Source organism: Pseudomonas sp. MAG733B (assembly GCF_036884845.1).
In the GTDB taxonomy this organism is placed as follows: domain Bacteria; phylum Pseudomonadota; class Gammaproteobacteria; order Pseudomonadales; family Pseudomonadaceae; genus Aquipseudomonas.
On record NZ_CP145732.1, the window covers coordinates 545,543 to 567,922 of the forward strand.

The window sequence follows — 22,380 nt, forward strand, 5'->3', positions numbered from 1 at the left end:
CCGTATGGAAGCTCGTTATGCGTTGTCTGTTGTTCGCCTGTCTGTTGCTCGGCTCATTCCCTTCGTTTGCCCTGGATCGCTTTCAGGTCGAGGGCTACACCCTGCGCAACGGCTTGCAACTGCTGCTCAAACCCGGCACGGAGCGCGGGCATGTGGCGATCCGGCTGGTGGTCGGCGTCGGTATCGATGATTTTAGCTGTGCGGAAAAAGAATTGCCGCACCTGCTCGAACACCTGCTGTTCAGCGGCATCGACGCCAGCGGTGAAGGCGGACTCGAAGAACGCATGCAAGCGCTGGGTGGCGAATGGAACGCCTTCACCAGCAATGCCGACACCACGTTCGTGATCGAAGCACCGGCGAAAAACCAGCGCAAAGTCCTCGATTTGCTCTTGGCATTACTGACCCAAACCCGGTTCGACGACAATGCCATCAACGCCGCCAAGCAAGTGGTCGAGCGTGAAGACGGTGGTCATTACACCCATTTGCAGCGCTGGCTGGATCGTCAGGATCTGGGCCACACCGCCAGCAAGCAACTGGCTGTGGAGCTCGGACTCAAATGCTCCGAGCGTGCCGAAGTCCATCAATTGACCCGCGAGCAACTGGAGAAAGTCCGCCAGGATTGGTACGCGCCCAACAACATGACGCTGATCGTGGTCGGTGACCTTGACCGCTTGCTGCCGGCCTATCTGGAACGGACCTACGGCACGTTGGTCCCGATCGAACCCGGCAGCCACCCGCCGCTGCCGCAAATCGAGGCCAGCGCCGCCCACGAGCGCGTTCTGACGCGGGGGTTCGTTGGTGATGGGGCCAAGCTGCACTGGCTGGTGCCGGAACCGGTGCTGGAAGATCAGCACGACGTTACCTTCGACCTGCTCAAGGACTACCTGGACTGGGCGCTGTATCGCCAGTTGCGGCTGGCGCACAGTTTGTCCTATGGCCCGTGGGCCGAGCGTGAGGTGTTCGGTGGCGTAGGCTTCATGAGCCTCAATGCCGACCTCGAGCGCGATGACGTGGACGAGGCACTGACGGTGCTGGATGACTTGAAGGCTCAATTGCTCAAGGATGGCCTCAACGCCGAAACCTTCAATCGCCTCAAACAGGCCGCCATAGCCCGCCAGTCCTGGGCGGTGCAAGGCAACAGCGCGCTGGCCGATTACTACTGGAGCGCGCTGGGCGACTACGAGGACGGCCGTTTTGCCAACCCCACCAAGGAGCTGCAAGCGGTTTCCCTCGCTGAGGCGAACAAGGCGATGCGCGAACTGCTCCTACAGCCTGGGTATGTGCGGATCGAGAAGCCGTTGCTCAGTGATGATCAGGTGTTGTGGGCGATTGCCGGGGTGTTGGGCTTGCTGGTGTTGAGTCTAGTGGCCTGGCGTTTTCATCGCAGAAAGTAACCATTTCCCACGATGAGGCGGTAACCTGTCAGGGATTTTTCCTACGACTACTGTGAACCGCCCGAATGCCGACCTTGACCCTCTTCGTACAGCGCATCCTCGAACTGATGAAGCGCTACCCCGGGGTCATTGCGCTCGGTGGTTTTGTCTCCGGGGTCGGCAGCTTCATTCTGGTGGATCGTCAGCAGGGACTGGCGAGCTGGATCACCACCATCATGCTGATCAGCTGGATCTGGCTGATGCTGGAAAACAGCCTGACCAAGCTGTTCACCCGGATCTTCAAGCGGGAAATTCCCCAGCCATTGCTGCGTTATGCGACGCAGATGATCCACCAGGAAAGCCTGTTCTTCGTCCTGCCGTTCTTTTTCATCACCACGACGTGGAACAGCGGCCAGTTGTTCTTCACCGGGTTGTTGGGCATCGCGGCGCTGATTTCCATCGTCGACCCGCTCTACTACAAATGGCTGGCGCCTCGGCGCTGGGCGTTCCTGGCGTTGCACACGCTGACCCTGTTCGCCGCCCTGCTCACCGCGCTGCCGGTGATCATGCACCTGACCACTTCGCAAAGTTTCAAATGGGCGCTGGGCATTGCCGTATTGCTGTCGTTCCCGAGCCTGGCGTCGATCTTCCCGATCCGCACGGTGCGCAACGCGCTGGCGATCCTCAGTATCACCATCGGTATCGGCGGCGTCGGTTGGGTGCTGCGTTCGTGGGTGCCGCCGGCGACATTGTGGATGACCGACGTGGCGATCAGCACGCAGATGCAGGACCGTACGCCTGGCAAGAGCCTGGAAGAAGTCAGCGTCGAGCAGATTCGCGGCGGCGGCTTGTACGCGTACACCGCGATCAACGCGCCGCGAGGCCTGGACGAGCGGATTTATCACGTCTGGCAATTCAACGGTAAAGAGGTCGATCGCATCCCTCTCGACATCCATGGCGGGCGCAAGGAAGGCTATCGGGCCTGGACCCACAAACAGAACTTCCCCGGTAACCCGGCGGGCAAATGGCAGGTTCGGGTGCTGACCGAAGACGGCCAGTTGATTGGCGTGTTGCGCTTCACGGTACCTGACAGCACACCGGTCAAAGAAAAGTAAGGCAGTTCGTGCTATTACGTAGGTCAGCGTAAATAGCCGAAAAAGCACGGAGCTTATGACCAGCAATACAGTGGCCGGCAATGCCCAATTGGACACCTCGCACGCCCCCGCTCAGATACGGGTGACGGGGGACTGGACGCTCGCCCATTACGCCGACCTCAAGCTTCTGAGCGAAAAGCTCGAAGGCCAATACGACAACAATACGCGCATCGATCTCAACGGCCTCGGCGCCCTTGATACCGCCGGTGCCTCGCTGTTGGTGGAGCTGCTGGGCTCCGAGCGCCTGGGCCGGTCCGCCGAACATCCCGATTGCACCCTTTCTTCCGCCGACCGCGCGTTGCTGCAAACCGTCTACCAGTCGCTGACCGATTTCTGTGTGCCGATCAAGGAACCGGAAATCAGCGTCGGCATTCAACTGCTGACGCGCATTGGCCGTGCGGTGGACACCGTTTGGCAGGACACCCTGCAACTGCTGGGTTTTGTCGGCCTGATTCTGGAAACCATCGTTCGTGGACTGTTCCGGCCCAGCCGCTGGCGCATCACGCCGATGGTGGCGCACATCGAACAGACTGGCCTCGATGCCGCGCCCATCGTCGCCCTGCTGACCTTTCTGGTGGGCGCCGTGGTGGCGTTTCTCGGGGCGACGGTGCTTTCCACGTTCGGCGCCAGCGTGTTCACGGTGGATCTGGTGGCGTTCGCCTTCCTGCGGGAATTCGGCGTGTTGCTGACGGCGATCCTGATGGCCGGGCGCACGGCCAGTGCGTTCACCGCGCAGATCGGTTCGATGAAGGCCAACGAAGAAATCGACGCCATCCGCACCCTGGGCCTCGATCCGATGGAATTGCTGGTGGTGCCCCGCGTCCTGGCGCTGCTGATCGCGTTGCCGATGCTCACTTTTCTGGCAATGGTTTCGGGAATCGTCGGCGGCGGTGTGGTTTGTGCGATATCGCTGGATATTTCGCCGGCGATGTTCCTCTCGCTGCTGCAATCGGACATCGGCGTTCAGCATTTTCTGGTGGGGATCGTCAAAGCGCCGATCTTCGCCTTCCTGATCGCCGCGATCGGTTGCCTGGAAGGCTTCAAGGTCAGCGGCAGCGCCGAATCCGTGGGTGCGCACACCACGTCGAGCGTGGTGCAGTCGATTTTCGTGGTGATCGTGCTCGACGCCGTGGCCGCGCTGTTTTTCATGGAGATGAGCTGGTGAGCCGTTTACCCCGAGCGCCCGCCGAGGCGGTGATCGAAGTCCGTGGGCTGTGTAATCGCTTCGGCCGTCAGAGCGTGCATGAAAACCTTGATCTGGATTTGTACAAGGGTGAAATCCTCGCCGTGGTCGGCGGCTCCGGCAGCGGCAAATCGGTGCTGCTGCGCAGTATCGTCGGCTTGCGCCAGCCCAGCGAGGGCGTGGTGAGAGTCTTTGGGCAGAACCTGCCGACGTTGCCGGAACACGAGCGTTCGCTGATTGAACGGCGCTTCGGCGTGCTGTTCCAGAAAGGCGCCCTGTTCTCTTCGCTGACCGTGACCGAGAACGTCGCCCTGCCCCTGATCGAACACGCCGGCCTGAGCCGAGAAGATGCTGAGCATCTGGCTGCCGTGAAGCTGGCCCTGGCTGGATTGCCGCTTTCTGCGGCGGATAAATACCCCGCCTCGCTGTCCGGCGGCATGATCAAGCGCGCCGCTCTGGCACGGGCCTTGGCGCTGGACCCGGACATCCTGTTTCTCGACGAGCCCACCGCCGGCCTCGATCCGATCGGCGCCGCTGCGTTCGATCAGTTGATCCTGACCCTGCGCGATGCCTTGGGCTTGAGTGTGTTCCTGGTGACCCACGACCTCGACACGCTCTACACCATCACCGATCGGGTGGCGGTGCTGGCGCAGAAAAAAGTGCTGGTGGCCGACGCCATCGACAAGGTTTCGGAAACCGACGATGCGTGGATTCACGAATACTTCCATGGCCCTCGCGGCCGCGCGGCGCTGACGGCCGCAAAACAGCTCAACGAGGTCTGACATGGAAACCCGAGCCCATCATGTATTGATCGGCCTGTTCACCGTGATTGTGGTGGCGGGCGCCCTGCTCTTTGGTCTGTTTCTGGCCAAGTCCAGCGTCGACCGGGAGTTCAAGGATTACCAGGTCGTCTTCAACGAGGCCGTCAGTGGCCTGTCCAACGGCAGTTCGGTGCAGTACAGCGGGATCAAGGTCGGCGATGTGATCTCGCTACGCCTGGACCCCAAAGACCCGCGCCGGGTATTGGCGCGAATCCGTCTGGGTGGCGACACGCCGGTCAAGGAAGACACCCAGGCCAAGCTGGCGCTGACCGGTGTCACCGGGACGTCGATCATCCAGCTCAGCGGCGGCACGCCACAAAGCCCGACGCTCAAGGGCAAGGATGGCAACCTGCCGACCATCGTCGCGTCGCCCTCGCCTATCGCCCGTTTGCTCAACGACAGCAACGACCTGATGGCCGGCGTGACCACGCTGATGCACAACGCCAACCTGATGTTTTCCACGGAGAACATCGAGCGCATCAGCAAGACCCTTGATCATCTGGAACAAACCACCGGGGTCATTGCCGAGCAGCGCGGCGATATTCGTCAGGCCATGCAGCAACTGGCGTCGGTCGGTAAACAGGCCGGCACCATGATGGAACAGACTTCGGCGCTGATGCGCAACGCCAACGGCTTGCTCAACGATCAGGGCAAGCAGATGTTCGGCAGCGCTGAGCACGCGATGAAGTCGCTGGAACAAAGCAGCGCGACGATCAACAAATTGCTGAGCGCCAATCAGGACTCGATCAACAACGGCATGCAGGGCCTCAACGGCCTGGCCCCGGCGGTGCGCGAGTTGCGTGAAACCCTGACCTCGCTGCGCGCCATCGCTCAACGCCTGGAGGCCAACCCCAGCGGTTACCTGCTGGGCAGTGACAAGCACAAGGAATTCACCCCATGAAGCTGACCCGTATCGCCCTCCTCGCCGGCTTCATGCTGATCAGCGCCTGCTCGATCCTGCCCAAGCCCGAGCCGTTCGATGTCTATCGGTTGCCTTCGACCCAGAGCAATGCGCCGAGCAGTCATGGCGCGGCGCAGAAATGGTCGTTGCGCCTGAACAAACCTTTGGCCAGCGAAGCGTTGAACAGGCCGGACATTGCAGTCATTCCTCAGGGCGACGTGATCAGCAGCTACAAGGGCTCGCGCTGGAGCGATCCGGCGCCGGTGCTGCTGCGCAATCGTCTGCTCGATGGTTTCCAGCGTGATGGTCGAGTGACGTTGCTGAGCACCGATGACAGTCTTTTTCACGCCGACCTGGAGCTGGGTGGCCAGTTGCAGGCGTTCCAGACTGAATACCAGGGAACCAATGCCAGCGTGGTGGTGCGTCTGGATGCGTTGCTGGTGCGCGGCTACGACCAGCGAATCCTCGCCAGCCGCCGCTTCGAAGTGCGCCAGTCGTTGAGCGATGTGAAAGTGCCGTCGGTGGTGGCCGGGTTTGGCCAGGCCAGTAATCAATTGACGGCGCAGGTAGTGAATTGGGCGGTTGAGCAAGGGCAAAAGTTTGCGCCGCCACTGAGACCTTAAATTCCACACAGATCCAATGTGGGAGCGGGCTTGCTCGCGAAAGCGGTGTGTCATTCAACATTAAAGTCGCCTGGCATGCCGCCTTCGCGAGCAAGCCCGCTCCCACAGGGTTTTGTGTTCAGCCGAAGAACCAGTAGCAAACCCCGATCGCGCCGAGCACCCCGGCCAGCTCCGCCAGCAACGCACACCCCACCGCATGCCGCGCCCGCTGGATGCCCACCGCGCCGAAGTACACCGCCAGCACATAGAACGTGGTTTCGGTACTGCCCTGCACCGTCGCCGCCACCAGTGCCGGGAAGCTGTCGACGCCTGAGGTCTTCATGGTTTCAATCAGCATCGCCCGCGCGGCGCTGCCGGAGAACGGCTTGACCATGGCGGTCGGCAACGCATCGACGAATCGCGTATCCCAACCGGCCCACTCCACCAGATGACGGATGCCGTCCAGACCGAAATCCAGCGCGCCGGACGCCCGCAATACACCGACCGCACAGAGCATCGCCACCAGATACGGCAGCAGATTCTTCGCCACATCGAAGCCTTCTTTGGCGCCTTCGACGAACGCCTCGTAGACCTTCACCTTGCGCATCGCGCCGATGATCAGAAACAGCATGATCAAGCCGAATAGCGTCAGGTTGCCGAGGATCGACGACAAACCGGCTAGGGCCGCCGCGGACATCGTCCCCAGCAGCGCCATGAAGCCACCGAGCATGAGTGCGCCGGGAATCAGGTACGCCAGCACCACCGGGTCCCAGACACGCAGGCGTTGCATGAAGGCCACCGACAGGAAGCCGACGATGGTCGAGCAACTGGTGGCCAGCAGGATCGGCAGGAACACCAGCGTCGGGTCGGGCGCGCCTTGCTGGGCGCGATACATGAAGATCGTCACCGGCAGCAGGGTCAGGGAGGATGCGTTGAGCACCAGGAACAGGATCTGCGCGTTACTGGCGATGGTGGCGCTGGGGTTGAGTTCCTGCAGGGCTTTCATGGCCTTCAGGCCGATCGGCGTCGCGGCGTTGTCCAGGCCCAGGCCGTTGGCGGCGAAGTTCAGGGTGATCAGGCCAATGGCGGGGTGGCCGGGCGGGACTTCCGGCATCAAGCGCAGAAACAGCGGGCCGAGGGCCTTGGCCAGCCACTCGACGATTCCGGCTTTCTCGGCGATGCGCAGAAAACCCAGCCAGAGGGTGAGGGTGCCGAACAGCAACACCATCACTTCGACCGACAACTTGGCCATGGCGAAAATGCTTTCCACCATCGCCGCGAAGATCCCGGCGTTGCCGCCGATCAGCCACTGCGTCAGCGCCGATATCGCGGCCACGATGAAGAAGCCAAGCCACAGGCCATTAAGCATCAGTCAAATCCCCCAAAAGATGCGCGAATGATAGCGGGGTGGCCAGAAACGACAAACCCCGGATTTCTCCGGGGTTTGTCTGGACGCGCAACCGCTCCTGTAGGAGCAAGGCTTGCCCGCGATTGGGGCGCCTCGGTGTATCAGTTGCTCCGCGTTATCGTTCATCGCGGGCAAGCCATGCTCCTACAGGGAATTGCGTTAGTTGCTGGAAACTTCACCAACCGGCAGCTTCTCTTTGCTGCGCCAGTGCGGCAGGGAGTTCCAGTAGCGCTGGCCCTTGGCATCGTCGTACATGCCTTCCCAGCGAGAGATAACCAGCACGGCCAAGGCGTTGCCGATCACGTTCAGTGCGGTACGCGCCATGTCCATGATGCGGTCGACACCGGCGATGAACGCCAGGCCTTCCAGCGGAATACCGACGCTGCCCAGGGTGGCCAGCAGTACCACGAAGGACACGCCCGGTACGCCGGCGATGCCTTTGGAGGTGACCATCAGGGTCAGCACCAGCAGCAGTTGCTGGCTGATCGACAGATCGATGCCGTAAAGCTGGGCAATGAAAATTGCCGCGATGCTCTGGTACAGGGTCGAACCGTCGAGGTTGAACGAGTAGCCGGTCGGCACCACGAAGCTGCAAATGGCTTTCGGCGCGCCGTAGGCTTCCATCTTCTCGATCACGCGCGGCAGCACGGTTTCAGAGGAGGCGGTGGAGTAGGCCAGCACCAGCTCATCCTTGAAGATGCGCATCAGCTTGATCACCGAGAAGCCGAACAGTCGAGCGATCAGGCCCAGCACCACGAAGGCGAAGAAGGCGATGGCGACGTAAACCAGGATCACCAGCTTGGCCAGTGGCAGCAGGGAGGCGAAGCCGAAGTTGGCCACGGTGACCGCGATCAGTGCGAAAACGCCGATCGGGGCGTAGTTCATGATCATGTGAGTGACCTTGAACATGCTTTCCGACACGCCCTGGAACATCGTGACCAGCGGATCACGCAGTTCAGGCTTGAGGCTCGACAGACCGAGACCGAACAACACCGAGAAGAAGATGATCGGCAGCATTTCACCGCGAGCCATGGCCGCGAAGATGTTGGACGGGATCAGGTTGAGGATGGTTTCGATGAACGCGTGTTCATGCTGAACCTCGGCCGCCGTTGCCTGGTACTTGGAGATGTCCACAGTACCCAGCGTGCTCATGTCGATGCCGGCACCCGGATGGAACAGGTTGGCCAGCAGCAGGCCGACGACGATGGCGATGGTGGTGACGACTTCAAAGTAAAGGATGGTCTTGAGGCCGATGCTGCCGAGCTTCTTCGCATCACCGACGCCGGCAATACCGACGATCAACGAGGAGATCACGATCGGGATCACAATCATCTTGATCAGACGGATAAAGATATCGCCCGCTGGTTGCAGGACGTTGCTGATCCACCAGGCTTTTTCGGCACTGAAATGGTTGAGCAGCGCACCGATTGCAATCCCCAATACCAGACCGATGAGGATCTGCCAGGCGAGGCTAAGCTTTGCCTTCTTCATATCTTTACCCTTACTTCAGTTTGACTCGGGCAGATGCATGAACCGGATCGCTTGTGGCGAAAAAGTCAGTGCGTCTGCCCCCGTATAAGGAGCCCCGGAGCGCTTGTTAGTGGCTCTCTGGCAGTCGAAAAAAGGCGCAACTATTCCGATGCAAGGAAGCGACGTCTAATGCCGTAAACGCCTACCCTATGCCGAATCGGCATGAGGTTTTTTACCTGTAAGCGACGTCGCAATCAGTTCGAACACGACATTTCGGCAGGCATAAGTGCCGTGTACCGGCCATTGCAGGGCAGATTGAATGTTTTTTGATCAGTCAAACAAAGAAGGATTTTCGGCAAAATCCCACGGCGCGCGCGAACGAACCGCGACAAAAGAAGGGTGATTTTTCTCGATATACGGTCGCTGGCCAAATACCGGGAAAAGTATTTTCCATTGATGGGCGAGGGGATTTGGCAAGAAGCCGAAAAAACAGAAGGAAACGCTCTCGTTCAGAGCCTTGCATGCAAGCTCTTCGCAAGTCCGTCGAGCCATGCTTGACCGGCGAACTTGCGTCGCAGCTTTTCCTGACCCGGCCCTTGCGCAGGCACTCCCTGTACCCGTAGGTCACTCCGCCCCTGCAACAGGCAGAACATCCCGACCCCTTGGTCATGCACCAACCTTCCTCAGGTGGGCGCAGAGGAAAGAAGCACGGCGCTTCTTTCGTATTCTGAAATCAGTACCAGTTCGGGTCCTTCTTGAGCTGCTCCATCAACATTTCCTGCATACCCTGGTCCGGTTTGCCGAGGAAACGGTAGGTGGCATGTCGCGTCGGCGACTTGTCGGCCGGCAGCCCGGAAGGCACTTCGACCAGCATTGCGTAAGCGTCTTTCTTGTCGAAACTGACGGCGACGATCAAGCGTCGGTCAAGGCAAGTCGCCTGCGATTCGCACAGCGGTCCCACCAGATACTTGTCGCCGTCCTCTTCAACGGCATTCATTTGTTCGGCATCGCCGGACAGGTTCATCACCCATTCCGGCAGGCGTTCTTCTTTCTTCACCACGCCTTGCCAGGTTTCACGGTACTGCGGGTCTGCGTTCAAGAGCTCGTTGACCCGTGCCTGGCCGTCATTGGCGGCAATTGCCATGGCACTACCGCCCAGTAGCAGGGCGGCTGCCAGTGTCTTTAACGAAAAACTCATATTCAGCCTCGACCGCGACGGCCAAAGAAGAAGGAAGCAATGAACATCACCAGGAACACGACAAAGAGAATCTTGGCGATACCCGTGGCGGTGCCCGCGATACCACCGAAGCCCAGTACGGCGGCAACAATGGCAATGATCAAGAATGTGATTGCCCAGCTCAACATGGTGATTCTCCTTACGCTTCTATTTAGAGGTATTGCGTTTCCCGGCGCAGCGATCGCGCCAAGTGTTTGAACTTAGAACACCCAGCGTTCCTGACGTGGCGATTCATCCATTGCCTGGTGCTGGTCGACGTCCATCATCCGCATCGCAGTGCTGTCGGCCATACCGCTGGTGGCGGCGCTGAAGTGGGTTTGGGTCGGGTGTTGAAACGACACGCTTGGCCCTTCTTGCTGCTGGCTCTGCTCCCAGCGCAGAAACTGTTGGCCGCCGATCAGCGTGATCGACAGCGCCAGTACTGCAAACAGACCTTGCTGGAGAAGCAGTGGCGAGAGTTGCAATTGGGTGGCACGTTGGCGATTCATCCTGAAGCTCCTCCCACGCGGGGGTAATCGGGTTGAGGGCGTTTTGTTGGTGCCCTGCGTTAATCAGGTTATTGCAGCCCGCATGCCAGTTTTTTTATCTTAGAAAATCGTTATAAATCAAATAGTTAGTTTAGTGAGGAAAAGCCCTTCGTGCGCATCCTGCACGATGCCCCCTGACGCGGTCGTGCGATATGCACGATCGCGTTGGCAGAGATCGCAATCTTTTTGAATGAGAGGAGGGCGCGGCTGTCAGAAATGGACGTGATTCATCGTCTGAAAGGCTGTTACCTATAAAAGGCCTGCAAAATCAGGCGAAAACCGGCGGGCAGGGAGATAACTAACCTGACATGACGGGAATGGATCAGAATGAACCATGCAACTTGCCCGATTTTTCCGGGACTAAACCAACACTATTCATTAAGGAGCGTAGGAAAATGGAATCAGCCACTGAGCATCAAGGCCGTATTCTTCTGGTGGATGATGAGTCCGCCATCCTGCGTACCTTCCGCTATTGCCTCGAAGACGAGGGCTACAGCGTGGCGACGGCCAACAGCGCCGCACAAGCGGACGCGCTGCTGCAACGTCAGGTCTTCGACTTGTGCTTCCTCGATTTGCGCCTGGGTGAAGACAACGGCCTCGACGTTTTGGCCCAGATGCGCATTCAGGCGCCGTGGATGCGCGTGGTGATCGTCACCGCGCACTCTGCCGTGGATACCGCCGTCGATGCCATTCAGGCCGGTGCCGCCGATTACCTGGTCAAACCGTGCAGCCCCGATCAATTACGCCTGGCCACGGCCAAGCAACTGGAAGTGCGGCAATTGTCGGCGCGCCTGGAGGCCCTCGAAGGCGAGGTGCGCAAACCCAAGGATGGCCTGGACTCCCACAGCCCGGCCATGAAAGTGGTCCTCGAAACCGCGCGGCAGGTCGCGACTACCGACGCCAATATCTTGATTCTCGGCGAATCCGGCACCGGTAAAGGCGAGTTGTCCCAGGCGATTCACGGTTGGAGCAAGCGGTCGAAGAAATCCTGCATCACCATCAACTGCCCGTCGCTGACCGCTGAACTCATGGAAAGCGAGCTGTTCGGCCACAGTCGTGGCGCATTCACCGGCGCCAGCGAAAGTACTTTGGGGCGGGTCAATCAAGCCGATGGCGGAACATTGTTTCTCGACGAGATCGGCGATTTTCCGCTGGTTTTACAGCCAAAATTGCTGCGCTTCATTCAAGACAAGGAATACGAGCGTGTAGGCGATCCGGTCACCCGCCGCGCCGATGTGCGTATTCTCGCCGCCACCAACCAGAACCTCGAAGACATGGTCCGCGATGGTCGTTTCCGCGAAGACTTACTCTATCGCCTGAACGTCATCACTTTGCATTTGCCACCGCTCCGTGAGCGCAGGGAGGACATTCTCAACCTTGCCGACCGCTTCCTGGCGCGCTTCGTCAAAGAGTACGCACGTCCGGCCCGAGGCTTCAGCGATGAGGCTCGGGAGGCGCTGCTGGGTTATCGCTGGCCGGGGAACATTCGCGAACTGCGCAATGTGGTGGAGCGGGCGAGCATCATTTGCCCTCAGGAGCGGGTTGAGATCAGCCACTTGGGCATGGCTGAAGCACCGGTCAACAATGCACCACGCATCGGCGCCGCCTTGAGCCTCGATGAGTTGGAAAAGGCTCACATCGGCGCGGTCCTCGCCACCGCCGGCACACTGGATCAAGCCGCCAAGACCCTGGGTATTGACGCGTCGACGCTGTACCGCAAACGCAAACAGTACAACTTGTGAGCCGCCACCGATGAAACTGGCGATGAAGTTGCGGACCCGGCTTTTCCTGAGCATTTCCGCGCTGATCACCGTAGCGCTGTTCGGGTTGCTGCTCGGGTTGGTCAGCGTGATGCAGATGGCCGGGAGCCAGGAAGCGTTGGTGCGCAACAACTTCGTCACCCTTGACCTGGGGCTCAAGCTGCGTCAGACCTTGGGTGATCAGTTGATCATCATGCTCAGCCAGCAGCCGGATTCCCAAGCCTTCGACGCCTCAAAACAGCGTTACTTCGAGTTGCTGGAGGAGGGCATTGCCCAGGAACCTGCAATCGACGGCAGCGAGTACGGGTTCAAAAAAGCCAAGGCGGATTACCTGAGTTTCATTCAGGCCTACGAAGTGTCACCCGATCCGGCCCATGTGCTGAGCGGCAACGACGAACTCACCGAAAAATTCAACGAGCTGCGCAATGGTTTGATCAATGAGCACAAGCGTGCGCTGGATAACATTGGTGCCACCGAGCGCCATGCCCGTGAACGCGCTTTATTGATTGCCGGATTGCTCGGCCTGGTCGGGTTGGCGGTTTTGATCATCGGTTTCGTCACTGCGCATGCCATCGCCCGGCGTTTCGGCGAACCCATCGAGGCCCTGGCGCAGGCGGCGGACAACATTGGCCAAGGCAACTTCGACGTCACCCTGCCGGTTTCCTCGGCAGTGGAACTCAACCAGTTGACCCGGCGTTTCGGGATCATGGCCGAGGCGCTGCGTGAGCATCAGGCTACCAACATCGATGAGCTGCTGGCGGGTCAGCAACGTTTGCAGGCCGTACTCGACAGCATCGACGACGGCTTGCTGATGATCGATCGCCAGGGGCATCTGGAACACCTCAACCCGGTGGCGCAGCGTCAATTGGGCTGGGACGAGGATCGACTCGGTCAAGGGCTGGGCACCGCTCTACAGCGTCCTGAACTCGATGAACAGCTGCAACTGGTGCTGCGCGGCGGTACGCTGGAGCGGGCACCGGAGGACCTGAGCCTCGAGGTCGACGGCGAGACGCGCTTGCTGACCTACAGCCTGACGCCGGTCAGTCACACCCAGGGGCATATTCTCGGCGCGGTGATGGTGCTGCATGACGTTACCGAGCAACGCGCCTTCGAGCGAGTACGCAGCGAATTCGTGCTGCGCGCCTCCCATGAACTGCGCACGCCGGTTACTGGCATGCACATGGCGTTCGGTCTGTTCCGTGAGCGCGCGCATTTTCCCCAGGACTCCCGTGAAGCCGATTTGCTGGATACAGTGAACGAAGAAATGCAGCGGCTGATGCAGTTGATCAACGACCTGCTGAATTTCTCGCGTTACCAGAACGGTTTGCAAAAACTCAGCCTGGCACCTTGTTCCATCGAGGATTTGCTGGAACAGGCTCAGCTGCGCTTTACCAGTGGCGCTGAAGAAAAGGGCATCGAACTGTTGGTGGAAGTACAGGGGCCGTTGCCGCGCTTGCAGGCTGATCAGCCGCAATTGGACCGGGTGCTCGACAACCTGATCGACAACGCCCTGCGCCACACATCCGCGGGCGGTCTCATACGCTTGCAGGCCCGACGCCATGGCGAGCGGGTGATCATCAGTGTCGAAGACAACGGTGAAGGGATTGCCTACGGCCAGCAAGGACGGATCTTCGAGCCCTTTGTGCAGGTCGGGCGCAAAAAAGGCGGGGCCGGGCTCGGGTTGGCGTTGTGCAAGGAAATCGTGCAGTTGCACGGCGGAAGGATGGGCGTCTATTCACGGCCGGGGCAGGGCACGCAGTTCTACATGGCGCTGACGGTGTAACGCCTTACGCTTCGTCATCAAGGCGCCGGTTGGCCAACCGGCGACCACGGGTAATCAGTTCAATGAACTGCACCGCACTCAACGCATGGGCGAACAGCCAGCCCTGGCCAAACTTCACACCTTCACTGCTCAGGAACGCTGCCTGGGCTTCATGCTCGATGCCTTCGGCAATCACTTTCAAGTGCAGCGACTGCGCCATATGGATGATGTGCGGGGCCACGCCGCTGCTGGCCGCGTCATGGCCCAGCGCATCGATGAAGGCCTTGTCGATTTTCAGGCAATCTACGGGCAGGGTTTGCAGGTACGCGAGGCTGCAATAGCCGGTGCCAAAGTCATCGATCAGCACTTGGTGCCCGACATCGCGCAGGGCTTGCAGGTTTTCCCGGGCCACCACCACGTCGATCAGCCCGCGCTCAGTGACCTCAAAGGCAATCTGTTTGGCGGCGACCCGGTGCAAGGTCAGCAGCCGCGCCATGACCTGGCCGATCCGCGGCACCATTACATCGCACGCCGCCAGGTTGACCGAAATGTACAGCTGCGGGTTGGCGCGCAGTAATTGCCCGAGCTGCTCCAGCAAGCGTTGCAGGACGAAATCGGTCATCTGGCGGATCTGCCCGGTGTTCTCTGCCATCGGAATGAACAGGTCGGGACTGGTCAGGGTGCCGTCCGGCCTTCGCCATCGCAGCAAGGCTTCGGCGCCCACGCAGTTGCGGCTGTCGAGGTCGAAAATCGGCTGATACAGCACCTGCAACTCGCCACGGCGTATGGCGCCGGTCAGTTCGGCGTCCAGAGACTGGCGCTGACGCACCAGCAGGAACACCAGAAAACCCACACACATGGCCAGCCCCAGGCACACCGGCAACAACCACCACCACATCAGCGGAATGTGGGTGCCGCCGCGCGGGGTGATCAGCACCAGTTGGTATTCCGGGTTGTCGGTGGGCATGCGGTAAATCAAACGCGTCTGCGTGACTTGCAGCGCATCACGGCTTTTTGGCGGCCAATGTTCGTTCGGTGGCCATGACTGTGACACACCGAGTACCGGAATCGCCCGGGTGCCGTGGTCGAGCACGACTAAAAGGCTGCTTCCCGGTGACAGGTCGACCATATCGGTCAAATGCCCGCGCGACGTCGCAACGCGGAAATTGCCGCGCCCGAGCATCAGCGCGGCGCGATTTTCATCGGGTTCGGTGGTGGTGTTCAGCCAGTAACTGTAGGTCGGGCCCTTGATGTCCGGGGGGCGTATCAACGACAAGCCTTCCTGACGCGGACGATTGGAGCAGATTCGCGAGGCATCCATGTAGGCCGCTTCATAGACGAAACGGTAATTGAAACTGACCGCTTGCAACGTCGCGATCATTTCGTCATCGCACATGCGTAGCGGCTGGGCCTCCAGGTCGTCGAGGCTTTCGCGCAATTGCCCGAAGAGCTGTTCCAGGCGGGCGAGAAAACGTTCGCCCTGGGCGTTCATTTCCTTGCTTTCGTTCTGCTGGACCTGGTGCAGGGCAATGAACAGGCTGCCGGAAAGTAGCAAGGTTGCGCTCAGGACAGCAGCCAGCATCGCCAGAAACCATGGGCGATAGAACCAACTACGGAATGACTCTCGAGCAGCAGGCATTGGGGAAATATCCGAAGAATTACCAATGAGTTATAGCTGTTGATGGAGAAAACGCGCTGACCGTCGGGCGGTCGTCATTATTTTGTCTGATTCAACATCAGCAGCAGTGCCGCCGTTTGAGCATCCGGCGTGCCATCGAAGCGGGACGACCGGAAATGCATCTGGAACGCTGCGATCACGTGGCGCGTGGCGACGTCCAGTTCGCCGGTCTGCGGCGTTTCATAACCGAAGCGGGCAAGCTGTGCCTGGAACCAACTGATGCTCGGCAGTTGTGCATCGAACTGAGCCTGCTGGCGGGCCACAGCCTGCTCGTTCGGCCAGATGCCGATGCCTTCCGCCGCCAGACGTTTCCACGGGAACAGCGGGCCCGGGTCAAGCTTGCGCAGCGGCGCAATATCGCTATGGCCAATGATGCTGCGCGGGTTGATGTTGTAGCGCTTGCTGATGTCCTTGAGCAGGACGATCAGGGACTGCACCTGCGCTTCGCTGTAGGGATACCAGAGCCGGCCGGTCGGGGTGTCCTTGAAGCCAGGATTGACGATTTCGATACCGATGGAACTGGAATTCAGCCAGGTCCGGCCCTGCCATTGGCTTTCTCCGGCGTGCCAGGACCGCAGGTTTTCATCCATCAGTTTGTAGATGGTCGCGTTTTTGTCGTCGCCGACCAGGTAATGGCTGCTGACTTCGCCATGGGTCAGCAGCTGCAACGAACGCTCCAGTGAGGCGGAGGTGTAATGCACCACCACGAACTGGATACGGCTGTCGTGATTGGCGGAAGGGTGACTGGTGTCGTAGCGCGGGCCACTGGCACAACCGGCCAGGAGCATCAACGACACGATGAGAGCAAGAAATTTCATGGCGGGAGCAATACACGCAAGACAGTAATGCAACAGTGTAACGTACTGCCTTGCGTGCGGAGGGTAATCGCGAGGTTTTAAACAAAATGGAACAATTGTCCCTCAGCCCAGTTCGACCCGGTTCCGACCCGCGTTCTTCGCGCGATATAACGCCTGATCGGCTCTTTTCAGCACCAGATCGCTATGTTCGCCGGGTTTGAATACGGTCAGGCCCATGGAAATGGTGATCGTCACCCGCTCACCCTTGAAGTGAAATGGGCAGGCCTCAATCGACGCTCGCAGGTGTTCAAGCAGTTTCATTCCGGCTGCCGGCACCGTGGACGGCAGCAAAAGGACAAACTCTTCGCCGCCAAACCGGGCAATGAAATCCGTCCCGCGCAGGCGCTTGCGCAGCACGCTGGCAATGATTTTCAGCACTTTGTCACCGGCCAGATGACCATAGTTGTCGTTGATGCGCTTGAAGTGATCGAGATCGAGCATGGCCAGCATCAGCGTGTTGCCGTGCTGCTGCCATTGGCTGATTTCATGTTCCAGCCGTTCGCTCCAGGCGGCGCGGTTGGGCAGGCCGGTCAACGGGTCGATCAAGGCTTTCTGCCGTTGCTCTTCAAGGTGCTCGCGAAAACCCAGGGCCTCCTGCTCCATGTGGGCCACCCGTTCGGCCAGGCTTTGCAGGCGGGCCGCCACCTCGTGCTCACGCTCGTCGCGTTGCTTGCGGTGTTGGTCCATGGTGCCGAGCAGGCCTTCGAGGTGGTTTTCCAGGACGTGCTTGAGATCGTCCAGGTCAGCCGCTTCATGCATGCTGGTTTGCAGGCCGTCGACCTGTTCGCGGATCTGCGTGTCCATGGCCTCAGCGGCGGAGCGACTATCGGCATGGCCTGCGCTGGCGGCCTGCAGGTTGCTCTGAAACGATTCGAGACGCTCGTTGAGCTGCTGCAAGTAGGCTTCGAATTCATGCTGGCCGCTGTCGGAGATGGCCAGCATCAAAGTGGCCAGATCGTCGAGGATCGGTAGTAGCTCGTACCAGTTCAAGCCGTTTTTCAAACGGTCGCGCATCGACTCGGCTTGCGGGCGATGACGCTCTGGCAGCGTCAGATCGTCGAGAAGGCCCAGCAACGTGTCTTCGATGTGCTTGGCCACTGAGCTGTAGGACGGCTCGGGGGAGTCCGGCAGCGCATACAGGATGTCGTGCTCGGATTGCTCTGAATCGACAGCGGGCAACTCGGACGGCTGAGGCACGGTTTCTGGAAGCTCAGCCGGCGTCAGCTCGTCGGGATTTATTGCTTGCTCGGATTGGGGCGCAAGTATCTCGACGAGTATTGCCGGTTCGTCAGGTTGATCCGCTTGGGCTTCAGAGTGCGGGGCAGTATCTTGCTGCGGTTCGATTACCGGCGGAACAAACGCCGTTACGGCAGGTGGCTCTGGCGTATCGACAGATGTCTCAATGGCTTGGGGCTCGGCAACCTTGATGATCGCGTCGGGAGCTTTAACGGGCGCCTTTTCGATGGCCGGTTCGGGTTCGGTGATTGCTGGCGATGCAGCGGCAATCGGCGCCGAGGCGGCTTCGGCTGGTGCTGTAAAAGAGGTTTGCTCAACCACGGGGGTTGACGGTGCAACGGCCTCATCGGCCTCACGGTGACCGAACAATCGCTGCAGAAGACCCGGTCGACCGGGCTCTGTCGGCGTCTCCAACTGATTCAAGGCTTTGCCTTGCAAGCCGCTCAGTTCGCTGAGCAGCAACGGAATCTCGCGAGCCTGGCTGACGCGGCTATCCAGTTGTTTGGCGAAGTTCTTCAGGGGGCGGCTGACTTCCCGAGGCAGCGGCAAAGTTTGCAACTGAGTAACCAGTGCGTTCAATGCGGCACTGGTCTGGTTGACCCGGGTTTCCCGACGTTGCTCGGAGTCGAGCACGGCTTTTTCCAGGCGCGGGAGCAGGGCGGCGAGGCCGGCGTCCATGTCGTCGGTACGCACGACCTCACGCATTTCCTTCATGCATTGATCAACGGTGCGATCAGTGCCTTCCGCCGCCAGGGTGCTGCGCACCAGTCCGCGACGCAGCAAGTCGAGGCGTGCGTCCCAACGACGTTCGAGCTTTTCCTGTTGTTCGATGCTTTTGAGGTACTTCTCTTTCCAGCGCTGTGCTTCGTCGCTCATTCAGGGGTTCCGCGAAGGGCAGGACTCAACGCGGGCAATGCATCGGCCGTGAGCGAACCCGGCAGACGAATCTCTACCGCGACCGGCAGGTGATCGGAAATGGGTTGGGCCAGCACCTCGACTTTTTCCAGCGTCAGGGTCGGGCTCAGCAGAATATGGTCCAGGCAGCGCTGCGGGCGCCAGCTGGGGAACGTCGCTTCCAGTTGCGGGGCGAGCAGGCCGAGGTCACGCAATGGAGAGTTTTGCAGCAGGTCGCTGGCGTGGGTGTTCATGTCGCCCATCAGCACCTGGTGTTTGTATCCGCCGATGAGCTCGCGGATGTAAGCCAGTTGCAGACTGCGGGCGCGCGCGCCCAGCGCCAGGTGCATCATGACCACCACCAGCGCTTCCGGACCTTCGCCGAAGCGCACCAGAATTGCCCCGCGACCCTTCGGCCCCGGCAGCGGGTGGTCCTCGATCGCCCACGGGCGCAGGCGGCTGAGCACGCCATTGCTGTGCTGGCCGAGGCGACCGAGATTGCGATTGAGTTGTTGATACCAGTAGGGGAAGGCGCCGAGTTGGGCCAGGTGTTCGACTTGATTGACGTAGCCTGAACGCAGGCTGCCGCCATCAGCTTCCTGCAAGGCGACCAGATCGAAGTCGCCAAGCAGGTTGCCGATCTTTTGCAGATTGTCGGCGCGCCCGGTGTGCGGCAGCAGATGCTGCCAGCCCCGGGTCAGGTAATGCCGATAGCGCTCGGTACTGATGCCGACCTGGATGTTGAAACTGAGCAAGCGCAAACGGCTGTCTGCGGGCAGCCCCGTGGATTCCAGGTGATGCTCGTTGACCCGCGGATCATGCAGGCCAACGATGCGTTCAGTACCCCAGCGGCGCATGGCGGTGGTTGCCCTTAGTTGGCGGCAGCCTTGTTAGCCGCTCGCTCTTTGTCGATCAGTTTGTCGGCCAGTTGCAGGGCTTGTTCGGCACCACCGGCAGAGCCCACATCGAAGCGGTACTTGCCATTCACGATCAGGGTTGGAACACCGGTGATTTCATATTTCTTGGCCAGTTCGGTGGCCTTGTTGATCTGGCCCTTGATGGCGAAAGAGTCAAAAGTAGCCAGGAACTTGTCCTTGTCGACGCCCTGGGTGGCCAGGAAGTCCGCCATGTCATTCTTGTCGGTCAGCTTCTTGTGTTCTTTCTGGATCGCTTCGAACACCGCGGCGTGAACCTTGTGCTCGACACCCATGGCTTCAAGGGTCAGGAACATCTGGCCGTGAGCGTTCCACGGGCCGCCGAACATGGCAGGGATGCGGACGAAGTTCACGTCGGAAGGCAGCTTCTCGACCCAAGGATTGATCACCGGCTCAAATGCATAGCAATGCGGGCAGCCGTACCAGAACAGCTCCACCACTTCGATCTTGCCAGGTACGGCAACCGGAACCGGGTTGCTCAGTTCGACATAAGGGGCAGCTGGGGCTTCGGCGGCCTGGGCAGTCATGCCGAACAGGCTGGCAGCGGCAAAAAAGGCGCTGATGATCAGATTACGCATGCTTCACTCCTGGACAAATTTTATCGCCTCGCGCGACCTGTTTTCAGACAGGTCATGGCGGGCCTGAGTTCTGTAGTGTAACGGCAGCGGCCACAAAAAAGGGCGGCCAAAGCCACCCTTTTTATACTTGCTGCGACGGATTAATCGAGCGTTAACGTTGCAAGAGATGAATGCCTTGCGCAACGCCCGAGTCGCCGGCCTTAGTGCAGGCCTTGAATGTAGCTGGAGACTGCGGCGATGTCTTCGTCGCTCAGCTTCTTGGCAATAGTTTGCATTGGTTTGGTATCGCCGTCGTTGTTGCGTCCGCCTTCTTCCTTGCGGAAATCGGTCAGTTGCTTGGCGACGTATTGAGCGTGTTGTCCACCGAGATGCGGGAAGCCAGCGGCTGCGTTGCCCGCGCCATTCGGCGAATGGCAACCGGTGCAGGATGGCAGACCCTTGGCCAGGTCACCGCCACGGAACAGGGCTTCACCGCGAGCCACGATTTTCGGGTCGGCGGCGCCGACGCTGCCTTTCTGGCTGGCGAAGTAGGCGGCGATGTCCGCCAGATCCTGATCGCTCAGGTTGGTCAGCAGGCCGGTCATTTCCAGAACGGTGCGCTTGCCCGACTTGATGTCGTGCAGTTGCTTGGTCAGGTATCGTTCACCTTGACCCGCCAGTTTTGGAAAGTTTGGCGCCATGCTGTTGCCATCCGGGCCGTGGCAGGCGCCACAGACGGCGGCTTTGGCCTGGCCTGCGGCGGCGTCACCCGGTTTCACTGGCTCACCTGCAGCATGGGCGATGCCGGAGATTCCCACGGTCAACAGCAGACTCACGATCAATTTCTTCATCAGCTAATCCAACTACGGCTAAGGGTTAAAGAGTTATGGACCGGGTTTACTCGCTCATCCACTGGATGATGGCTTGGTAATCCTCGGCACTGCAGTCCATGCACAAACCACGCGGCGGCATCGCCTTGAAACCCTGGGTCACGTGTTGCACCAGCGTCTCCATACCTTTCGCCAACCTCGGCGTCCAAGCTTCCTGATCGCCTCTTTTGGGCGCCATGGGTAGTTGGCCGGAATGACAGGCACCACAAACACGGTTGTACACAGCTTCCGGATCCTGTGTAGCCTGAGCGCTGTAAAGCGGCATCAAGACACCGGCAGCTAGCAGCCATTTCGTCATAAAACGACCTTTTCAGGGTTGAGAGCGTGCTGCGTTCTAATGCGCAATCAAGGTCTGTCGCTCTCGTGAACTTCATCCTACGCTGGGACAAAGCGCACACAAAATCTGCGGCATTATATACTGGCGTCACTGAAACGGAAGCGACACCGCTTGCCGCGCCCATTCCCGGCGCCGCCCACATCGGAAATCCCATGCAACTCAAGAATCCCATCCTCGGTCTGTGCCAACAGTCCACCTTCATGCTCAGCGCCGCCAAAGTCGACCAATGTCCGGACGACGAAGGTTTTGAAGTCGCCTTCGCCGGGCGTTCCAACGCGGGCAAGTCCAGTGCGCTTAACACCCTGACTCACGCCAGCCTGGCGCGCACCTCGAAAACTCCGGGTCGCACACAGCTGTTGAACTTCTTCAAGCTAGACGATGAACGCCGTCTGGTCGACCTGCCGGGTTACGGTTATGCAAAAGTGCCGATCCCGCTCAAGCAACACTGGCAGCGTCACCTGGAAGCGTATCTGGGTGGCCGCGAGAGTTTGAAAGGTCTGATTCTGATGATGGACATCCGTCATCCAATGACCGATTTCGACTTGCTGATGCTCGATTGGGCCGTGGCCGCCGGCATGCCGATGCACATTCTGCTGACCAAAGCAGACAAGCTGACCTACGGCGCGGCGAAGAACACGTTGCTCAAAGTGCAGTCGGAAATCCGTAAGGGCTGGGGCGATCTGGTGACTATCCAGCTGTTCTCGGCGCCAAAGCGCATGGGCCTGGAAGACGCTTACACTGTGTTGGCGGGCTGGATGGAGCTGGCGGACAAGGGTTCCGAGGCAGAGGCTCAGTAAG

General features: G+C 59.8%; 21 protein-coding genes and 1 pseudogene. 9 read left to right on the top strand and 13 right to left on the bottom strand.

Translation table 11 applies throughout. The features are described 5' to 3' along the window. Positions 1 to 17 precede the first annotated feature (17 nt). The 6 genes from V6Z53_RS02475 (at position 18) to V6Z53_RS02500 (ending at position 6,055) form a co-directional block, all read left to right on the top strand. Positions 18 to 1,394: an insulinase family protein gene (locus tag V6Z53_RS02475; RefSeq protein ID WP_338583992.1), complete on the top strand. Its 1,377-nt coding sequence runs from the start codon at positions 18 to 20 to the stop codon at positions 1,392 to 1,394. Positions 1,395 to 1,459: 65 nt separating this feature from the next. Further along, the gene (locus V6Z53_RS02480; RefSeq protein ID WP_338583993.1) at positions 1,460 to 2,488 is read left to right on the top strand and encodes a DUF5924 family protein; all 1,029 of its coding nucleotides are present in this window, start codon (positions 1,460 to 1,462) and stop codon (positions 2,486 to 2,488) included. 55 nt (positions 2,489 to 2,543) lie between these two features. Beyond that, complete coding sequence (locus V6Z53_RS02485; RefSeq protein WP_338583994.1) at positions 2,544 to 3,692, top strand: ABC transporter permease; 1,149 nt, start codon at positions 2,544 to 2,546, stop codon at positions 3,690 to 3,692. Next, positions 3,689 to 4,492, top strand: coding sequence for an ATP-binding cassette domain-containing protein (locus V6Z53_RS02490; RefSeq protein WP_338583995.1), 804 nt, complete (start codon positions 3,689 to 3,691; stop codon positions 4,490 to 4,492). The genes V6Z53_RS02485 and V6Z53_RS02490 overlap by 4 nt, the downstream gene beginning before the upstream one ends. A gap of 1 nt (position 4,493) precedes the next feature. Further along, entirely contained in the window at positions 4,494 to 5,432 is a 939-nt protein-coding gene (locus V6Z53_RS02495; RefSeq protein ID WP_338583996.1) for an MlaD family protein, read from the top strand. Then, a complete protein-coding gene (locus tag V6Z53_RS02500; RefSeq protein ID WP_338583997.1) occupies positions 5,429 to 6,055 on the top strand; it encodes an ABC-type transport auxiliary lipoprotein family protein in 627 nt (208 codons plus the stop codon). The genes V6Z53_RS02495 and V6Z53_RS02500 overlap by 4 nt, the downstream gene beginning before the upstream one ends. A gap of 19 nt (positions 6,056 to 6,074) precedes the next feature. Here the strand turns inward: V6Z53_RS02500 and V6Z53_RS02505 are convergent. The 6 genes and pseudogenes from V6Z53_RS02505 to V6Z53_RS02530 all read right to left on the bottom strand — a co-directional run. Continuing rightward, positions 6,075 to 6,161 (bottom strand): annotated as a pseudogene (locus V6Z53_RS02505) (metal ABC transporter ATP-binding protein); the annotation flags it as partial. Positions 6,162 to 6,173: 12 nt separating this feature from the next. Then, positions 6,174 to 7,403 carry a nucleoside recognition domain-containing protein gene (locus V6Z53_RS02510; RefSeq protein WP_338583998.1) on the bottom strand — a complete coding sequence of 410 codons (1,230 nt, stop codon included), beginning with the start codon at positions 7,401 to 7,403 and terminating at the stop codon, positions 6,174 to 6,176. A 198-nt stretch (positions 7,404 to 7,601) separates the two neighbouring features. Then, complete coding sequence (gene gltP / locus V6Z53_RS02515; protein ID WP_150702318.1) at positions 7,602 to 8,933, bottom strand: glutamate/aspartate:proton symporter GltP; 1,332 nt, start codon at positions 8,931 to 8,933, stop codon at positions 7,602 to 7,604. Between the two features lie 712 nt (positions 8,934 to 9,645). Then, a complete protein-coding gene (locus V6Z53_RS02520; protein ID WP_338583999.1) occupies positions 9,646 to 10,110 on the bottom strand; it encodes an inhibitor of vertebrate lysozyme family protein in 465 nt (154 codons plus the stop codon). A gap of 2 nt (positions 10,111 to 10,112) precedes the next feature. Next, the gene (locus tag V6Z53_RS02525) at positions 10,113 to 10,277 is read right to left on the bottom strand and encodes a DUF1328 domain-containing protein (protein ID WP_003170804.1); all 165 of its coding nucleotides are present in this window, start codon (positions 10,275 to 10,277) and stop codon (positions 10,113 to 10,115) included. 72 nt (positions 10,278 to 10,349) lie between these two features. Next, positions 10,350 to 10,637 carry a hypothetical protein gene (locus V6Z53_RS02530; RefSeq protein WP_338584000.1) on the bottom strand — a complete coding sequence of 96 codons (288 nt, stop codon included), beginning with the start codon at positions 10,635 to 10,637 and terminating at the stop codon, positions 10,350 to 10,352. A 434-nt stretch (positions 10,638 to 11,071) separates the two neighbouring features. Between V6Z53_RS02530 and algB the strand changes: the two genes are divergently transcribed. Together algB and V6Z53_RS02540 are read left to right on the top strand one after the other, a co-directional pair. Next, entirely contained in the window at positions 11,072 to 12,418 is a 1,347-nt protein-coding gene (algB, locus tag V6Z53_RS02535) for a sigma-54-dependent response regulator transcription factor AlgB (protein ID WP_338584001.1), read from the top strand. A 10-nt stretch (positions 12,419 to 12,428) separates the two neighbouring features. Beyond that, positions 12,429 to 14,219, top strand: a complete 1,791-nt coding sequence (locus tag V6Z53_RS02540) for a KinB sensor domain-containing domain (protein WP_338584002.1) — start codon at positions 12,429 to 12,431, stop codon at positions 14,217 to 14,219. Between the two features lie 4 nt (positions 14,220 to 14,223). Here V6Z53_RS02540 and V6Z53_RS02545 read toward each other — a convergent pair whose 3' ends face one another. The 7 genes from V6Z53_RS02545 to V6Z53_RS02575 form a co-directional block, all read right to left on the bottom strand. Beyond that, complete coding sequence (locus V6Z53_RS02545; protein ID WP_338584003.1) at positions 14,224 to 15,837, bottom strand: EAL domain-containing protein; 1,614 nt, start codon at positions 15,835 to 15,837, stop codon at positions 14,224 to 14,226. 77 nt (positions 15,838 to 15,914) lie between these two features. After that, a complete protein-coding gene (locus tag V6Z53_RS02550) occupies positions 15,915 to 16,694 on the bottom strand; it encodes an N-acetylmuramoyl-L-alanine amidase (RefSeq protein WP_338584004.1) in 780 nt (259 codons plus the stop codon). 102 nt (positions 16,695 to 16,796) lie between these two features. Beyond that, positions 16,797 to 18,845: a diguanylate cyclase gene (locus V6Z53_RS02555; protein WP_338584005.1), complete on the bottom strand. Its 2,049-nt coding sequence runs from the start codon at positions 18,843 to 18,845 to the stop codon at positions 16,797 to 16,799. Next, complete coding sequence (locus V6Z53_RS02560) at positions 18,842 to 19,720, bottom strand: endonuclease/exonuclease/phosphatase family protein (RefSeq protein WP_338584006.1); 879 nt, start codon at positions 19,718 to 19,720, stop codon at positions 18,842 to 18,844. The genes V6Z53_RS02555 and V6Z53_RS02560 overlap by 4 nt, the downstream gene beginning before the upstream one ends. Positions 19,721 to 19,734: 14 nt before the next feature. Further along, complete coding sequence (locus V6Z53_RS02565) at positions 19,735 to 20,376, bottom strand: thiol:disulfide interchange protein DsbA/DsbL (protein ID WP_338584007.1); 642 nt, start codon at positions 20,374 to 20,376, stop codon at positions 19,735 to 19,737. A gap of 200 nt (positions 20,377 to 20,576) precedes the next feature. Next, complete coding sequence (locus tag V6Z53_RS02570; protein WP_338584008.1) at positions 20,577 to 21,206, bottom strand: c-type cytochrome; 630 nt, start codon at positions 21,204 to 21,206, stop codon at positions 20,577 to 20,579. A 46-nt stretch (positions 21,207 to 21,252) separates the two neighbouring features. Next, on the bottom strand, positions 21,253 to 21,543 hold the full coding sequence (locus V6Z53_RS02575; RefSeq protein WP_338584009.1) for a c-type cytochrome: 291 nt from the start codon (positions 21,541 to 21,543) through the stop codon (positions 21,253 to 21,255). A 191-nt stretch (positions 21,544 to 21,734) separates the two neighbouring features. On the opposite strand from V6Z53_RS02575, the gene yihA reads away from it, so the two are divergent. Beyond that, entirely contained in the window at positions 21,735 to 22,379 is a 645-nt protein-coding gene (gene yihA / locus V6Z53_RS02580; protein ID WP_150733984.1) for a ribosome biogenesis GTP-binding protein YihA/YsxC, read from the top strand. Position 22,380: the final 1 nt, after the last annotated feature.

Bases quoted from the DNA above. Each gene is read 5' to 3' on its own strand.
- V6Z53_RS02495 (WP_338583996.1), top strand. From the start codon at position 4,494: ATGGAAACCCGAGCCCATCATGTATTGATCGGCCTGTTCACCGTGATT.
- V6Z53_RS02540 (WP_338584002.1), top strand. From the start codon at position 12,429: ATGAAACTGGCGATGAAGTTGCGGACCCGGCTTTTCCTGAGCATTTCC.
- V6Z53_RS02575 (WP_338584009.1), bottom strand. From the start codon at position 21,543: ATGACGAAATGGCTGCTAGCTGCCGGTGTCTTGATGCCGCTTTACAGC.
- V6Z53_RS02530 (WP_338584000.1), bottom strand. From the start codon at position 10,637: ATGAATCGCCAACGTGCCACCCAATTGCAACTCTCGCCACTGCTTCTC.
- gltP (WP_150702318.1), bottom strand. From the start codon at position 8,933: ATGAAGAAGGCAAAGCTTAGCCTCGCCTGGCAGATCCTCATCGGTCTG.
- V6Z53_RS02570 (WP_338584008.1), bottom strand. From the start codon at position 21,206: ATGAAGAAATTGATCGTGAGTCTGCTGTTGACCGTGGGAATCTCCGGC.
- V6Z53_RS02475 (WP_338583992.1), top strand. From the start codon at position 18: ATGCGTTGTCTGTTGTTCGCCTGTCTGTTGCTCGGCTCATTCCCTTCG.
- V6Z53_RS02565 (WP_338584007.1), bottom strand. From the start codon at position 20,376: ATGCGTAATCTGATCATCAGCGCCTTTTTTGCCGCTGCCAGCCTGTTC.
- yihA (WP_150733984.1), top strand. From the start codon at position 21,735: ATGCAACTCAAGAATCCCATCCTCGGTCTGTGCCAACAGTCCACCTTC.
- V6Z53_RS02520 (WP_338583999.1), bottom strand. From the start codon at position 10,110: ATGAGTTTTTCGTTAAAGACACTGGCAGCCGCCCTGCTACTGGGCGGT.
- V6Z53_RS02560 (WP_338584006.1), bottom strand. From the start codon at position 19,720: ATGCGCCGCTGGGGTACTGAACGCATCGTTGGCCTGCATGATCCGCGG.
- V6Z53_RS02525 (WP_003170804.1), bottom strand. From the start codon at position 10,277: ATGTTGAGCTGGGCAATCACATTCTTGATCATTGCCATTGTTGCCGCC.
- V6Z53_RS02550 (WP_338584004.1), bottom strand. From the start codon at position 16,694: ATGAAATTTCTTGCTCTCATCGTGTCGTTGATGCTCCTGGCCGGTTGT.
- V6Z53_RS02510 (WP_338583998.1), bottom strand. From the start codon at position 7,403: ATGCTTAATGGCCTGTGGCTTGGCTTCTTCATCGTGGCCGCGATATCG.
- V6Z53_RS02545 (WP_338584003.1), bottom strand. From the start codon at position 15,837: ATGCCTGCTGCTCGAGAGTCATTCCGTAGTTGGTTCTATCGCCCATGG.
- V6Z53_RS02555 (WP_338584005.1), bottom strand. From the start codon at position 18,845: ATGAGCGACGAAGCACAGCGCTGGAAAGAGAAGTACCTCAAAAGCATC.
- V6Z53_RS02485 (WP_338583994.1), top strand. From the start codon at position 2,544: ATGACCAGCAATACAGTGGCCGGCAATGCCCAATTGGACACCTCGCAC.
- V6Z53_RS02480 (WP_338583993.1), top strand. From the start codon at position 1,460: ATGCCGACCTTGACCCTCTTCGTACAGCGCATCCTCGAACTGATGAAG.
- V6Z53_RS02500 (WP_338583997.1), top strand. From the start codon at position 5,429: ATGAAGCTGACCCGTATCGCCCTCCTCGCCGGCTTCATGCTGATCAGC.
- algB (WP_338584001.1), top strand. From the start codon at position 11,072: ATGGAATCAGCCACTGAGCATCAAGGCCGTATTCTTCTGGTGGATGAT.